Origin of the sequence: Paenibacillus sp. GM2FR, from assembly GCF_002803325.1 — a bacterium.
GTDB classification, from domain to species: domain Bacteria; phylum Bacillota; class Bacilli; order Paenibacillales; family Paenibacillaceae; genus Paenibacillus_AQ; species Paenibacillus_AQ lautus.
The window spans coordinates 886,282-899,929 of record NZ_MKZM01000009.1 but is presented as its reverse complement, the minus strand read 5'-3'; the positions used below and the strand labels follow the sequence as shown (position 1 = coordinate 899,929).

Below are 13,648 nucleotides of genomic sequence, written 5' to 3'. Positions count from 1 at the left end.
CTATTAACCTCGGGTCGGGGGATTTCCTGCTTGTAAGGCTGGCATGCCAATGGTTAACTGACTTTCCATGAGCAAATTCGCCTGATAGGTAAGTAAGATCCAGTATGCATTACAGCCAAATTGAATAACACCCCCATGTCGGACCCTACCGGACCCAACATAGAGGTGTTCATATGCAAATCCCCTTTAGAAGGGAAAGAACAGCGGCAGTACCGCCATCATGACCATGCCAATCACCAGTTGAAGCGGCAATCCGACCTTCACGTAGTGGCTGAATTTATAACGGCCTGCCGACATGACGAGCGCGTTCGGCGGCGTGGAGAACGGTGATGCAAAGCACATGCTCGCCCCAATGGAGACGGCGAACAGAAACGGATACGGGCTGGCTCCCATCTGGATCGCAGCCGAGAGTGCAATCGGCGCGAATAATACGGCGCAGGCCGTATTGCTGATGAACAGCGTCAACAGCGAGGTGGTGAAGTATACCCCTGCCAGCAGGGCAAGCGGGCCATAGCTGCCCAGCGAATGGACCAGCATATCCGAGATCAGCGTGGCGGCTCCCGTCTTCTCGATGGCAATGGACATCGGAATCATGCCGCCAATGAGCACAATGCTCTCCCAGTTGACCGTCTTATAGGCCTCCTCCATGTTGCGCACGCATCCGAACACCACCATCAATACCGCAGCAACCATCACGGAGGCAACCGCCGGAATCCATTCGGTCACCAGCAGGATCACCATCAAGAGCATGATCCCGGCCGCAATCGGCGCTTTGTGGTCCATCGTCAATTTGCGCGACTCCTCCACGGGCTGCCCTACCACCACGACATCCGTTTGCTCGGCAGCCAGGAGTGCTATATCCTTCCAGGTGCCCTGAACGAGCAGGGCATCACCAAAGCGCATTTTCTCTTCCTTCAGATGATGCAGAAGATACTGTTCTTTTCGTTGAATTCCCAAAATGTTCACCCGATACTTCTCGCGGAAGCCCGAATGCTTGACGAGCCGGCCAATCAGGCGCGAGGACGGCGTCAGCATCACCTCGGCAATGCCGACGTCACTCGTGGCGTACTGCGACTCTTCGGCACGTTTCCGATGCTCGGGTACACGCTGGTCCAGCATGACAAGCCCATACGTCTCCGCAAGCTCCGAGGCCCGCTCGAACGGGCCGTTCACATACAGAATATCGTCTTCCTCAATCACGGTCTCGGGACCTGCGATCTCCTGGTTGATCGTTTTGAAGAATTGATTCTTGGCCGACATTTTACGGCGGATTTCAATGACGTTAATCTCGAACTTCGCCGGAATGTCCAGCTCCCGCAATGTCTTGGATCGAATGGAGGAATCGGCTCCAACCTGAATCCGATACAGGTTCTGAGTCAGCTGATACTGTTTGGCAAGTTCTCGAAGCGAGCGCCCGCCCTGTTTACCTGCTCCCCCTTCTTCATCGCTGGGAAGAAAACGGCGAAGGAACAATATCGCGATGATCCCCGTTGCCAAACACACCAGGCCGATCGGCAAAAAAGCAAAGAACGACAGCCGTTCGTAACCTGCGTTGATCAACGTCTCCTGAATCACGAGATTCGGCGGCGTACCGATTAACGTAAGCATGCCGCCCAGGCTGCTCGCAAAAGCAAGCGGCATCAGCAGCCGCCCCGGATTGATCTCTGTGCTGAATGCCAGGCTGACAACAATGGGCAGCATCACTGCTACCGTGCCGGTATTACTGACGAATCCGCCAATGAGCGACGTCACCAGCATGATCATAATCAAGAGCCGGGTCTCGCTTCCGCCGCCAAGCTTCAGCAGCTTTCCGCTTGCCATCTTGGCTAATCCGGTCTGAAAAATGCCGCCGCCCACAACAAACAAACCAATCATCATGATGACAACCGAATTGGAAAAGCCCGAAAGGGCTTCAGCCGGACTTAAAATGTCCGTTAACATCAGTACCATCAACACGCCGATCGCGACCAAATCCGACCGCACTTTCCCCGACATGAACAATGCGGATGCCACGGCCAAGACAGACAATGTAACGATCATCGGTCCATTCATTCCTAGTTCCCCCTATATTGCCCTATCTATGTTTCTTCCAAGATTCGACATTCAACATCCCTTTCCCTGCCACTTTAACGCATCTCCACTCTTCCATCCTGTCAGGATTTGGGTTCAACTTCTGATCTGATGTCAAACCATTCATGAAAGGAAATGATGTCGTATTGTACCACCTGCTTGGAGTTACTCATGTTAGAAACATCACATGCTGTGCAAGTGCATCCCTAAACCTATATCTCCAGCATGTTCTCTATTGGGCCGTCAACCAAACAGGGGAAATCAAATGGATATCTCTCCTAGGCCATCACCGCAACCGGTGTAATCACAAAAAAAGCTGCATCGGCTCCTTCCAGCCGGTGCAGCTTGCTTATGGAATTACAGGTTAATGAATGCGGTACGCAATTTGGTGCTGTATTGAACATCAAAACCTAGACCGGATGCAATCACGGCGAGCGGAACGTAGGTTTTATCTTCTTTCCCTACTTTTTGCAGGAAAGCCGGCGTATCGATCGGTACAGCTGTTCCGTTAACTTGAATGGTTTTGGCGCCAATCTTCACCACCACCGTCTGATCTCCCAACGTAATCGTTGCACTGGACGTTTTATTTTCCCACTTGGTCGTCGCCCCCACAGCATTTACGATATCCTGTATCGCTACGTAATTCAGGTTATCGCGAAGGATCGGCTTATACGGCGTGTTCAGCTCCTGCCCCTTCACGATGATACGCATCGGCTGCCCCTGTTCTTGAACAGCGGGATTCTTGTAGCTGCCCCAGATCGTCTCTGCGAACACGCTGGCCATCGTCTCGTATCCATATTGGTTCGGATGAATATCATCTTTTAGGATATGGGTCATCGTCAGCTCGGAGCCCACGAATTCCTTCGCAACATGGGCCACCTTGATATCCACGCCCTGAGACGCAAAACTGTCAGCTACGCCTTCCACCAGCTTCGTAAACTCTCCAGATGCTGCAAGCAGTTTAGCGTATGCGACCTCGTCAGCGACTTTGGGCACCGGGTTGTACTGGTCCGCCACCACAATTGCGGCATCCGGATTGATGGCTTGCAAGTTGGTAATGACGGATGAGACATTATCGGTATAGATCTTGAACAGTTCCTGCATCTTTGCTTTCAGCTGTTCGTCGCTTAATGTTTCCACGGTACTGACCAGACTCATCATGTCATTGCCGCCGATGGTAATGGTAATCAGATCCGCATTGGCGATAACCGGCTTGGCTTTCGCTGCGTCAGCGCCAATCTGCTTGGTGCGCGGATCGATGCCGCTGAGCCCCGGCTGCAGTTCCTCCGCCGTAATCGCGCGTTCATCCAAGACGGCCTTGACGTAATGATTCAGCCCCTCGGTTTTCAGGCCGCCGATCCCCAGATTCGTTACCTCGGTCCGGCCGTGGAACAAACCCTGCTCATACAGCCGGTCAACAAAACCGTAGGGCTTGCTGTTCAGATCCATTCCCGGCTCATACCCAACGGTCAGCGAGTCCCCCAACGCTACAATATGATATGTATCCTTGGCTGTAATCTCATCGGCATAAGCCGGCGCAACGCCCGGTCCAACCAGTGCCACCGCGAGCGTCAAGGTGCCGGTTACTGCCGCCAGCCCCTTCTTCCATTGTTTGAACATACCTTCACTCCCTTAACGTCAATTATCTTGATACAGCCTTATTTTACCACCGGCAACCTGCGAATGGTACCGAATCAACCAGGAGGATAAGGTTTCATGATAAGAAAAGTGAATAAATAGCCGAGGGAGGTAACTCCAAACCAAGCAAATATTCCAGGCGTGGCTGCAAAATACAGGCTTGGCAGGATCGACCATCCAAAGGCAACCAGCAGCAGCAATCGGTATGAATACATCACCGCGAGCATCGCCAAACTGGCTGGAAGAAACAGCATGACGAACGTAGTTAAGGCCGGTTTCCAGCTGATCTCATCGGAATAGGGGTTGAAGAAGATCAGGATGCACCACAGCATCATGGAGGCTGCCCCTGATGCGCCTCCCAGAACATGATAAATTCGAAGCCGAACTCGCACCGCGCTCTCCCCCTATGGACAAGGTCAAACCTCGTGACTCCAACTTGAGCCATCTTGAGCATTGTTATCTTGGCTAGTTATCATAAAAAAAATGGACAGCTCACTCTATGCTGTCCATTCCTGATTCGGCCTTTAATGAATAGATATGCGCCCGCTTCGGAATCATCCCTTAAAGCGTTATCAAGCTTCTTCACCTGAATCCTCAGGCTTATCCTTCTTAACTGCCTTCTCCATGTACTTGTCATAGCGATCATCCACTTCCTTCGCCATGCTGCGGTATTTCTGCGTCTCTTCCACAATGGGATCGAGCTGCGTCTGAATCCGGATCTCGTATTTCGGAGAGAGAAGCCTGCGCTCCTCCTTCTCCCGATCCTTCTTCTGCATTTCACCGTCCGTTAACATCTCGCTGAGCTGGCGCTCCAAATCCTGATCCGACTTCTCATTCATCGTAAGCACACTCCTTTATCAAGCGGTTGTAAGTGATCTGCATCCTCTGTTGTCCCGGGCCTTTAGCGAACCAAAGCTTCGCCCGCGTCCTTTAGTGTATCCAGAAAACGCTGATGAATCAGCCCGTTGGTTGCCGCCAAATGACGGACCGACAGGTCGTATGACTTTCCTTCCGTATCGGTTACTTTACCGCCGGACTCCTGAACCAATAGCGCGCCTGCGGCAACGTCCCAAGCACTCAAGCCGTGCTCCCAGTATCCGCTGAGCCGGCCGGCAGCCACATAAGCAAGATGAAGCGCAGCGGATCCGCCGGCTCTTACATTACGGACCATCGGCAGCAGCACCTGCAGCTCCGCCATATTCAGCGGCAGGTTGACCGTGCTGTCCAGCGGGAAGCCCGTGGCCAGCAAGCTGTCCGACAATTGATCTTCCTTGGAAACATAGGTAGGGTTGCCGTGAACGTAGGCCCCTTTTCCTTTTTCCGCAACAAACAACTCGTCCCGGGAAGGGTCGTAAATAACGCCGACAATGACTTCTCCATGATTAGCCAGTGCAATCGACACGGAGTAAAACGGAAATCCATGAACATAGTTCGTCGTTCCGTCCACAGGGTCGATAATCCAGAGATACTCTTCGTCCTTGGCGTCCTCGAGTGCCTTCGCGTAGGCATCGGTACCCGGGGCAACCCCTTCTTCTCCAAGGATCGCATGATCCGGAAAGTGCGTCAAAATCAGCTTGCGGATCATCTGCTCGGCACCTTTGTCCACCTCGGTTACGATATCCTGTGCCGAAGACTTGGTGCTCAACTGCTTGACGGTACCGAGCTTGCTCTTAATCCACTCACCCGCTTTGGCGGCGCAATTAATGGCAACGGCGGTGTAACTCTTACTGCTGACAACATAAGGAATCTTTTCATTCTCGTTCAAAGCACTCACTCTACTTTCTATATAAATCTAGTGATTTTTGACAATCCCTACATCCTATTCAGTCATTGTAGTAATCGAAAGGGCAGCTAAGCGAAATTTCCGCCTATTTCAATAAAAGTCCGTCCTATGCTGTGCACCTGAATGCTTGGCGAGAACGAACTTTTTTATCCGATGTCATGTGTTAAGGGGAATCTCTGTTTGGATACTTCCAACGTAACCCAAAATCCATCAACTTGCAAGTGTTAACAAGCTCATCTTATCGGGTTAAGGGTTCACTTGGATGGAGGCACCGTCAAGAATGGTTACGCCCTCTGCCGTATAATCTCCCAAATCCTTCATCAGATCAAACAAAGCGCCGTCCTTCATCTTTGCTTCAATCATAACGTCCACCTTAGGCGTAGCCCCCGCAATATTTCGTAAAAACGCCAGCAATGGCACGACATCCACCCCATCCGCATGGCTGCGGATATCGGTAGGGCTCTTGGGACTGGATACGTGAATCTTGGGCGGCAGCGGCTGCGCCTCGTCCGAATCCGCCTGCGCAAGCGGCGTCTCCCAGGTGCGAAGAATATCCGGCCACAATTCCCAAGGCGCCTCGCCATCGTTGTTGACCCACTGATGGTGGATATCGAGCACCATGGGCAGCCCCGTTTGCTGGCATACGGCCAGCGTTTCCTGCGCCGTAAAGGTTTTGTCGTCATTTTCAAGAGTCAGCCGTTCCTTAATATGCGGTTCAAGCTCATGGAAGTGTTCCACGAATCGGGCCGAGGCCGAAGGCTTGTCTCCATAGGCGCCGCCGATGTGAATGTTATTTTTCATGGAAGCAGGCAGCTCCATCGCCTGCAGCATATGGACGTGCGACTCCAGATCACGGATCGAGTTGACCAGCACCTCAGGACGCGGCGTGCTCAGCACCGTGAAATGATCCGGATGAAAAGATACCCGCATCCCGTATTTTTTCACAAAATCCCCAATGCCCTGAAAGCCTTCCCGCAAAGCCGGGAACGGATCCCAATCCTGCATATCTTGATGCGTGGCCAGCGGAATCAGCTTGGACGAGAAGCGGTACACCTTGATATCGTGAGCCGCGTTATGCTTCAGAAGCCGAAGGGTATTATGTAGATTCTCATTCGCGATCCGCTCCAGTTTGTGCAGGCCGGCCTCACGGTCATTCAGCTTCATAAAACTCTTCATGGTCATCGTCTTGGAAGGAGAAGCATTCTGCACAACCGTGGACATGGCTACATAACCGAAACGAACAATCATGCATGGTCTCCAAAAAACATTTCGTGAGCGAGTGCTGTCTGTACGCGTGCTTCCTCATCGGTCAATTTGCGAATCAGCTGCAGCTCGACCGAAGTGACCTCGCGGCCCTGGAAGTTAATCTCCGATACGCACGCGGTGATCAGGACGATCGCCACCGCCTGGTTATCCGGCGTATAAGCAATGACCTTCTGTCCTGTCGGAAATACCCGAAGGCCATCCTTCAGCATTTTGCCGCGGCCGTATTCCAGCAGCTCATAGAGCTCCTGCTCACTCTTAAACTTACAAACGGAATTGAACTCGGTTTGAAATCCCATCTCACGTATCTTCCTTTCATCCCAAAATATTAGACTCAAGGGGAGCCGTATTGAATAGCGCGGACTCCCCCTGGTGTTTCATATCCTATTGTGACGGCTTACGCCTGATTCTCATAAATTAGGGATTGCTTACGGTTGTACCGCTCAAGGCCCAGCTCGATCATCCGGTCAAGCAGCTCGCGGTAGGATACGCCCGTTTCCCGCCACAAGAGCGGGTACATGCTGAACGGCGTAAAGCCCGGCATCGTGTTCACTTCATTGATCAAAATCGCGCCGTCCGAGCGGCGGACAAAGAAGTCGGCCCGCGTGATGCCGCCGCCTTCAATCGCTTTGAACGCGGTAATGGCGAGGTCGCGCAGACGATCAGCCGTATCCGGTTCGATTTCGGCCGGAATTTGCATTTGTGACTGTCCATCCGTATATTTAGCCGCATAGTCGTAGTATTCACTGGAAGAGACAATTTCACCCGGAACGGATGCCATCGGCTCATCATTGCCGAGCACGCTGACCTCCACTTCGCGTGCATCCACGAACTCTTCAACGATGATCTTGTCATCGAACCGAAGCGCGGATTCAATCGCCGCCTTAAGCTGCTCCCGATCCTTAGCCTTGGATATCCCAACGCTTGAACCCAGGTTAGCCGGCTTGACGAAGCTCGGGAATCCGAGTTTGTCCTCGATATCCTTCAGCACTTCATGCTGGCTCCGCTCCCACTGGGTACGATTGAAATAACAGTACTCGCATTGCGGTAATCCCGCCTGGGCGAAGAGCTTCTTCATCACGACTTTATCCATCCCCGCTGCCGACGCAAGCACACCGGTTCCCACATAAGGAATGTCCGCCATTTCGAACAGTCCCTGAATCGTTCCGTCCTCCCCGAACGTCCCGTGAAGCAGCGGGAACATAATATCCACCGTCTGCGTCTCTTGGCCATACAATCTGCTGAACACGGCGTTCAGCGCTGTTTGCGTGCCATCCCCTTCAGCCAGCTTCAATTCTTCCAACTGGGCAAGAGGAGCCGACAGCTTGCTGCCGATTCTCCATGTACCCTGCTTGGAAATATAAAACGGAACAATCTCATATTTATCAAAATCAAAAGCGTTCATGACCGCGAATGCCGTGGATAATGACACCTCATGCTCGCCGGATTTCCCCCCGTATACTAAACCTACCGTTAATTTATCCTGTCCCATGTTAACCTCTCTCTTGTCCGTATTGCAGCATGACATGCTGTCATCTTAAAAATAATCGGGGATATGATAAAACCGATATTCGGTGTTATCGTTCCAAGCGTAGGAATCCCGGTAGTCCCAATAGCGATGACGGCTGGACACCGTATGCGCATTAACCAGCGGCATGCCGCCCGCGTCAAACGCCGTGACGATGGTGCTGTGCTGAAACGCGCCGTCACCGTCCCAGTCGTACACGATGACATCCCCCAGCATCAGCTGCTCGGGACGCTCCACCCGCTCGGCCCGCAGCCCCGAGGTACTGGCGTTCAAATAATGCGCAAAGCTGTTCGATACCGCCCAGCTGTAGCTCCACCATTCCCGTTTGTTTACGTATCCCTTGTACCACCATCCCGTTTCTCTTTTACCAGTATAGTGGATTGGAGCTTTGCCTGCAAAGAGGCACTGGGAGATATAATTCGTGCAATCCACGTCAAATTCCTCAAACTCCGGATTCCCGGAATCCCACCAACGGTCGGCATAAGCAGCTGCGGCTTCACGCTCGTAACGGCCGGACCGCGGGCTGCTTCCGGCGGCGTATACGCGGCCGTTCATAAAGGGAATGGACGGCTCTCTTCCGGCCCCATCCGCGCCTGCTGCCGGAACATCGGTTCTTTGCAGGGGATGGCGTTCATCCTGCAGACGTTCGATGCCAACGATCAACCACGCATCCCCGTCCCGGATCAGCGTCAGTCGCTCCCTAAAAACCGTATCTTCCCGGTGCGTCATCCCTCTTTTTTCATAATAAAATACGCTGTGGAGCCGCACGTCCGCGATCACATCATCCTCCGTTTCCCTCAGAATACGCAGGAGGCGGGCACGAGTCTCGCTCTTTAGCGGCGTAACCTCCCGCTGCGCATACCACGACTGCAGCCGAAACTGCCTTTCTCCTCTCTCTACCAGGAAATTCAGATCCGCTACAATCTGCTCTTTCAGGCCTGAAGAATAGTCCACGCGATTTTGGTTATATTGATTGACGTAAATATATAGAGCTTGCTTCCAAGGCTTCTCTGCTTGCTTCAGACTGTTCATCTACTCTCCTCCTCTAACCTTGCCTTTCACGCTGTTCCCTATCACAACTATATGAAGAAAATGTTCAGGCTATGAACTTCGGTCAAGAGAATACAGAAACACCGGGATTACAGCGACTGCATTCGGATAAAAAACGGGCTTGTTTTCACCTTTTTGAAATACTTTTCTTCTATAAAAAATGCTTTACGCAGCGAGTTGAAAACGGTATACTTAAGGTAGTTAATTTATGAAATTAGGTTTCATCTAGTGAAACCACAGAGGATTTAACTCAAACTGTTTTTATTCGATTTATGAAATGACTTAAGGAGGTTCATCAATGCCAGCAAAGGATCAATTCTCCATCTCCCGCAACCTAGAGGTGGGCGGTAAAAGTTACCGTTATTTCAGCCTGCAGGCGCTCGAAGAGCAAGGATACGGCAGTGTATCCAAGCTTCCTTTCTCCATTCGGGTACTGCTGGAAGCAGCCGTGCGTCAGTTCGACGGACGCGCAATTACCGAAGATCATGTAAAACTCTTGTCCAAGTGGAATGAAGGACGCGACAACAACAAGGAAATTCCGTTCATTCCTGCCCGTATCGTATTGCAGGACTTCACCGGCGTTCCGGTTGTCGTAGACCTTGCAGCTATGCGTGACACCGTTAAAAAATCCGGCGGCGATCCTAAACAGATCAACCCTCTCGTTCCGGTTGACCTCGTTATTGACCACTCCGTCATGGTTGACGCTTTTGGTACCGACCAAGCCCTGGAAACAAATATGAAGCTTGAATTTGAGCGAAACGAAGAGCGTTACCGCTTCCTCCGCTGGGCTCAAACGGCATTCAACAACTTCCGCGCAGTTCCTCCGGGAACGGGTATCGTTCACCAGGTTAACCTGGAATACCTTGCTTCCGTAGCAGCTACGAAGACGGTTGACGGCGAAACGCTTGTTTTCCCTGATTCCCTCGTAGGTACGGACTCCCATACAACCATGATCAACGGTCTTGGCGTTGTGGGCTGGGGCGTAGGCGGTATCGAGGCGGAAGCCGGCATGCTTGGCCAACCGCTGTATTTTGTAACGCCTGAAGTTATCGGCTTCAAGCTGACAGGCAGCCTGGCAGAAGGCGCTACTGCGACTGACCTTGCCCTCACCGTAACCGAGCTTCTCCGCAAGAAAGGCGTTGTAGGCAAATTCGTAGAATTCTACGGACCTGGCCTGGCTAACATCAGCCTGGCTGACCGCGCCACGGTGGCCAACATGGCTCCGGAATACGGCGCTACCATCGGCTTCTTCCCGGTTGATAGTGAAACGCTGGCTTATCTCCGCAACACGGGCCGCACCGATGAGCAGGTTGAACTCGTGGAGAGCTACTATAAAGCGCAAAACATGTTCCGTACGGCAGATACGCCGGACCCTGAGTTCTCCGATGTGATCGAATTGGATCTCGCTTCGGTTGTACCGAGCTTGGCTGGTCCGAAGCGTCCGCAGGACCGTATCGAGCTTACCAACATGAAACAAAACTTTAACGATATCATCCGCACGCCAATCGACAAAGGTGGATACGGCCTCAGCGATGAGAAAATTGCAGAAACCGTTAAAGTTAATCATAAAGACGGCTCTACCAGTGAGATGGGAACGGGTGCTGTTGTTATCGCAGCCATCACCAGCTGTACGAACACGTCAAACCCAAGCGTTATGCTCGGCGCAGGTCTCCTGGCAAAGAAAGCCGTTGAACGCGGCCTGACAAAGCCCGGCTATGTGAAGAGCAGCTTGACTCCAGGTTCCCTTGTCGTAACCGACTACCTCGAGAAGTCCGGTCTCTTGCACTACCTTGAAGCTCTCGGCTTCTATGTTGCAGGCTATGGCTGTGCAACTTGTATCGGTAACTCCGGTCCATTGCCGGATGAAGTGAGCGAAGCGATTGCCGACAACGACATGACGGTCGCTGCCGTATTGTCGGGTAACCGTAACTTCGAAGGCCGCGTGCATGCTCAAGTCAAAGCCAACTACCTGGCTTCGCCGCCGCTGGTTGTAGCTTACGCCCTGGCAGGCACAGTCAACATCGACCTGCAGAACGAGCCGATCGGCTACGATCCGAACAATGAGCCTGTATATTTGAAAGACATCTGGCCAACGAGCGCGGAAATCCGCGAAGCAATCGGTCAAGCCGTTAGCCCTGATGCTTTCCGTGAGAAGTACGAGAATGTGTTTACCGCCAATGAGCGTTGGAACAAGATTCCTGTTCCTGAAGGCGAGCTGTACGAGTGGGACGATCAATCCACTTACATCCAGAACCCGCCATTCTTTGAAAGCCTCGCCAACGGCCTGAACGACATCCAGGACATCAAGGAAGCGCGCGTGCTTGCTCTCTTGGGCGATTCCGTTACAACGGACCACATCTCCCCAGCGGGTAACATTGCAACGAACAGCCCAGCCGGCAAATATCTGAGCGACCGCAACGTGGAACGCAAAGACTTCAACTCCTACGGCTCCCGCCGTGGTAACCACGAAGTCATGATGCGCGGTACCTTCGCTAACATCCGGATCCGTAACCAGGTAGCTCCAGGTACGGAAGGCGGCGTAACCACTTACCTGCCAACGGAAGAAGTGATGTCCATCTATGATGCTTCAATGAATTATCAAGCAGGCGGACAGAACCTCGTCGTTATCGCAGGTAAAGAATACGGCACAGGAAGCTCCCGTGACTGGGCGGCAAAAGGTACGTATCTCCTCGGCGTCAAAGCTGTACTGGCTGAAAGCTTCGAGCGTATTCACCGCTCCAACCTTGTGGGCATGGGCGTTCTTCCGCTCCAATTCCAGGAAGGTCATGGCTGGAAGAGCCTTGGTCTGAACGGCCGCGAGACATTCGATATTCTAGGCCTCAGCAACGACGTGAAGCCAGGCCAGGAATTGACGGTTGTCGCTACGCGCGAAGACGGAACCCAATTCGAGTTCCAAGCCATCGCCCGTCTCGACAGCATGGTGGACGTGGACTACTACCATAATGGAGGTATCCTCCAAACGGTACTGCGTCAAATGATCGCATCGAACCAATAAGGTCTTCCTTACAGGCGCTTTAGCCTTAGGAACAAATCCCCATCATCCACTAGTGATGATGGGGATTTTTGTTATGATCTGGTACTTCCCTCCTGAATATTGGATATTCCGTTTCGAATGGTGCCACGGAGGTTAATTGGTAAAAAACATTAACGGAAATCTATATCTAGGAGGAAGGTACCTATGATCAAAATACATACGATGGCTTCGTTCCATTATCAATACCAGCGGCCGCAGCCGGTGGCTGCGCCCAAAAGAGAGGAATCGAAGGATAAACCCCTCACCTTTCATGAGATCCTCAATCAGAAAATAGAGGAAAAGAATATGAAGCTGACCTAAATGATGCTTACCTATTATATAGATGAGCCGCTACGACAAAAGGACCGTTTCCCCAATCGCCAAGATTGTAGGGAACGGTCCTTTTTGATTCTAAAAAGCTGTATCACATGGAGTCGCCCGGTCATTCAATAACTTATAGTGATGCTGTCCGCACTCCGGCAATAGAATGAATATTATATCATCATTCCCATTTCCCGTGCCGCCTCCATCAGGATGGGCGCATGTTCGCGGAGCGTTTCCGCTGACAGGCGGGTGACTGGCCCTGACATCGACAGTGCTGCCGCCACTTGACCATTCCGGTCGAAGATCGGTACCGATACCGCAGCAGCCCCAGGCTCGCGCTCTTCGATGCTGATCGCGTATCCCTTCTCCAATATTTCGGCCAGTTGCTGCCGGTAAACGATGCGGTCGACAGATTCCGGCCAATCCGGCGCATTCAGCAGCTCCTCCTGATCGGCCGGTGGCGCAAAGGCCACCAGAACCTTGCTGGAGGCGCCCACGGACAGCGGCAGTCGTACTCCGACCTGGGCGACCCGCCGAATGCCCTGATTGCTCTGAACCGCTTGAATCCGAAGACGATCCGAACCGTCTCTTAAATACAAACTCACCGTTTCCCCAAGGCGATCCCGTAAGGCTTCCATCGCGGGCAGAAGGCGAATCGCCGGGTCGTCGCTTTGGGACAGATGCATGGACAGCTCCCATATTTTCAAGCCGAGCCGATATTTCTCCGTCTCTTTGTTACGCACAACGAATCCTTTGTCTTCCAGCGTTGTTAGCAGTCGATGGACGGTGCTTTTATGTAATCCGATAAGGGTAGAAATCTCTGTGAGGGCAAGTTCACTGTCTTTCGTAAAACACATCAATATATCAAGTGCCCGCTCTACAGCACGCACCGTTAATTTACGGTCTTCCATCCCGACCAGCTCCTTCCTGTTTCATTCTATGAAACCTGGTTACAAGA

Annotated in this window: 12 protein-coding genes; 2 read left to right on the top strand and 10 right to left on the bottom strand. The window is 52.3% G+C overall.

The window, feature by feature from the left end; genetic code table 11:
- Positions 1-186: 186 nt before the first annotated feature.
- The 9 genes from PAEVO_RS25000 to PAEVO_RS24960 form a co-directional block, all read right to left on the bottom strand.
- Positions 187-2,052 (bottom strand): SLC13 family permease, encoded by a 1,866-nt coding sequence (locus tag PAEVO_RS25000; RefSeq protein ID WP_100540197.1) that lies wholly within the window; start codon positions 2,050-2,052, stop codon positions 187-189.
- A 375-nt stretch (positions 2,053-2,427) separates the two neighbouring features.
- Positions 2,428-3,690: an SGNH/GDSL hydrolase family protein gene (locus PAEVO_RS24995; RefSeq protein WP_100540196.1), complete on the bottom strand. Its 1,263-nt coding sequence runs from the start codon at positions 3,688-3,690 to the stop codon at positions 2,428-2,430.
- A gap of 74 nt (positions 3,691-3,764) precedes the next feature.
- Positions 3,765-4,100 carry a hypothetical protein gene (locus tag PAEVO_RS24990; RefSeq protein ID WP_100540195.1) on the bottom strand — a complete coding sequence of 112 codons (336 nt, stop codon included), beginning with the start codon at positions 4,098-4,100 and terminating at the stop codon, positions 3,765-3,767.
- Between the two features lie 180 nt (positions 4,101-4,280).
- A complete protein-coding gene (locus PAEVO_RS24985; RefSeq protein WP_100540194.1) occupies positions 4,281-4,547 on the bottom strand; it encodes a hypothetical protein in 267 nt (88 codons plus the stop codon).
- A 62-nt stretch (positions 4,548-4,609) separates the two neighbouring features.
- A complete protein-coding gene (locus PAEVO_RS24980) occupies positions 4,610-5,473 on the bottom strand; it encodes an inositol monophosphatase family protein (RefSeq protein ID WP_100540193.1) in 864 nt (287 codons plus the stop codon).
- A gap of 264 nt (positions 5,474-5,737) precedes the next feature.
- Positions 5,738-6,739 carry a UV DNA damage repair endonuclease UvsE gene (gene uvsE / locus PAEVO_RS24975; RefSeq protein ID WP_100540192.1) on the bottom strand — a complete coding sequence of 334 codons (1,002 nt, stop codon included), beginning with the start codon at positions 6,737-6,739 and terminating at the stop codon, positions 5,738-5,740.
- A complete protein-coding gene (locus PAEVO_RS24970) occupies positions 6,736-7,053 on the bottom strand; it encodes a hypothetical protein (protein WP_006208215.1) in 318 nt (105 codons plus the stop codon). Before PAEVO_RS24970 ends, uvsE begins: the two co-directional genes overlap by 4 nt.
- Positions 7,054-7,151: 98 nt before the next feature.
- On the bottom strand, positions 7,152-8,246 hold the full coding sequence (locus tag PAEVO_RS24965) for a D-alanine--D-alanine ligase (protein ID WP_100540191.1): 1,095 nt from the start codon (positions 8,244-8,246) through the stop codon (positions 7,152-7,154).
- 45 nt (positions 8,247-8,291) lie between these two features.
- Positions 8,292-9,314, bottom strand: coding sequence for an amidase domain-containing protein (locus tag PAEVO_RS24960; protein ID WP_100540190.1), 1,023 nt, complete (start codon positions 9,312-9,314; stop codon positions 8,292-8,294).
- Positions 9,315-9,630: 316 nt separating this feature from the next.
- Between PAEVO_RS24960 and acnA the strand changes: the two genes are divergently transcribed.
- The gene (gene acnA / locus PAEVO_RS24955) at positions 9,631-12,348 is read left to right on the top strand and encodes an aconitate hydratase AcnA (protein WP_100540189.1); all 2,718 of its coding nucleotides are present in this window, start codon (positions 9,631-9,633) and stop codon (positions 12,346-12,348) included.
- A 183-nt stretch (positions 12,349-12,531) separates the two neighbouring features.
- Positions 12,532-12,687: a hypothetical protein gene (locus PAEVO_RS33970; protein ID WP_165789747.1), complete on the top strand. Its 156-nt coding sequence runs from the start codon at positions 12,532-12,534 to the stop codon at positions 12,685-12,687.
- Between the two features lie 173 nt (positions 12,688-12,860).
- Here the strand turns inward: PAEVO_RS33970 and PAEVO_RS24950 are convergent, their stop codons facing one another.
- Positions 12,861-13,601: an IclR family transcriptional regulator gene (locus PAEVO_RS24950; RefSeq protein ID WP_071220874.1), complete on the bottom strand. Its 741-nt coding sequence runs from the start codon at positions 13,599-13,601 to the stop codon at positions 12,861-12,863.
- Positions 13,602-13,648 lie beyond the last annotated feature (47 nt).